The sequence below is a fragment of the Brevibacillus sp. NL20B1 genome (genome assembly GCF_018195675.1).
Classification (GTDB): domain Bacteria; phylum Bacillota; class Bacilli; order Brevibacillales; family Brevibacillaceae; genus Brevibacillus; species Brevibacillus aydinogluensis.
Genome location: NZ_JAGTPT010000060.1, coordinates 1 through 1407, shown reverse-complemented (window position 1 = coordinate 1407; position 1407 = coordinate 1). Strand labels below are relative to the sequence as shown.

The 1407-nt window shown below is 48.0% G+C and carries 1 protein-coding gene; it reads right to left on the bottom strand.

Annotated features, from left to right (window positions below; translation table 11 throughout):
- Positions 1–15 precede the first annotated feature (15 nt).
- Positions 16–1377 carry an IS1182 family transposase gene (locus tag KDN35_RS19745; protein WP_159719233.1) on the bottom strand — a complete coding sequence of 454 codons (1362 nt, stop codon included), beginning with the start codon at positions 1375–1377 and terminating at the stop codon, positions 16–18.
- Between the last annotated feature and the right edge of the window lie 30 nt (positions 1378–1407).

The following is a 1407-nucleotide window of genomic DNA, read 5'->3' as shown; positions in this document are numbered from 1 at the left end:
TCTTTTCTTTTGGCTTTACATTTGGTACGTTAAAGATAGGCCATAGAGTTGAAGCGATCGTAATTTGGCCCATTTTTTTAGGTTTTGGATCATGGCGGTGATCCAAACCTGAATCTGTACGTATCGAACTCCTCGGTACCGCGCAAAGCGAAGACCGTGGAGTTCTTTGCTTTCTGCGAAACTTCGCTCGATCGTGGCGGGACGAACTGATCGCAACACCTTGCCCCTTGCCGATAACCGACGATTCCTCATTCGATCATAGATGTCTTGATGAACGGATACTCGGAAGACGCGATCCTTGGGGCCTTTGGCGGCAGGACATCCCGCACAGCTTCCTTTCATAGCGGGTCGATATTCATGATAACCGGTACGGGTGGAGGTCGAATAGGTCAATTTCACCCCACACGGACACGCATACACATCGTCCGCGACCCACCGAAACTGTGCCGAACGACAATCGGGGTGTTCTTTTCGATGAACACGTCGATACGATATATACGCTTCCATCCCTTTGTTTTCGAGTACTCGCCCAAGTCGTGCGTTATAATAGCCGGCATCCAAGACGATTTCTTTTGGAACCATACCGACTCGCTGTTGGACTCGCTCGATTCGATCCATTAATACGCGATGTCCTGGTACTGTCGCAGCGGTCACATACGCGTCCAAAATCAAGTTGTGAAGGGTATCCACGATTCGATGATCATGAAAGGCAAAGAGACCTCGTGGGTCATGTTTGACCGATAGGCCCGCGTCCGGATCCGTTGTACTGCAGATGATGGTTTTCGTCCTTTCTTTTGCGGCTTGAGGAGGAAGGGGTTTTTTTCCGTGCTGTCGTCGTTTTTCATTCACGAGTTTCAACACCTCCTCCTCTTCTTGATCCACCACGGTCTGAACGACTTGGATCCGTTTGCGTTTATTAGCGTGGGCTTTTAACTCGGTTTCATCGGCTGCCCACGTGTCGGGCGATAAAAATCCTTCTTCATGAATTTGTCGAAGGACACGCTCAAACATCGATTCCCATACTTGGGGATCGACTCGATGACGGAGGAATTTGGACACACTCGAGTGACAAGGAACGGAATCGTGAAGGGAAAGACCTAAAAACCAACGATAGGTCATGTGTTGTTGGATTTGTTTACAGGTAAATCGAACGGAACGAAACCCTTCTAGGTATTGGATCATGAGGATTTTTACCAAGATTAAAGGGTCGATGGAAGGACGGCCTGTGTTCATCGAGTAAAACGGTTGGAGTAAGCGATACACATGATTCCAATCCATGAAACGATCGATTTGAACCAACACATGATTCGAATCGACCATGGACTCATACGCTCGACGGTTTTCTTGAATTTCTAAATTCGATCGGTAGAAATACATAGGGGAGCTCTCCTCATCGGTATTTCCTTC

What these genes read in the sequence shown, in the direction of transcription:
- KDN35_RS19745 (WP_159719233.1), bottom strand. Translation starts at nt 1,377, where the DNA reads ATGTATTTCTACCGATCGAATTTAGAAATTCAAGAAAACCGTCGAGCG.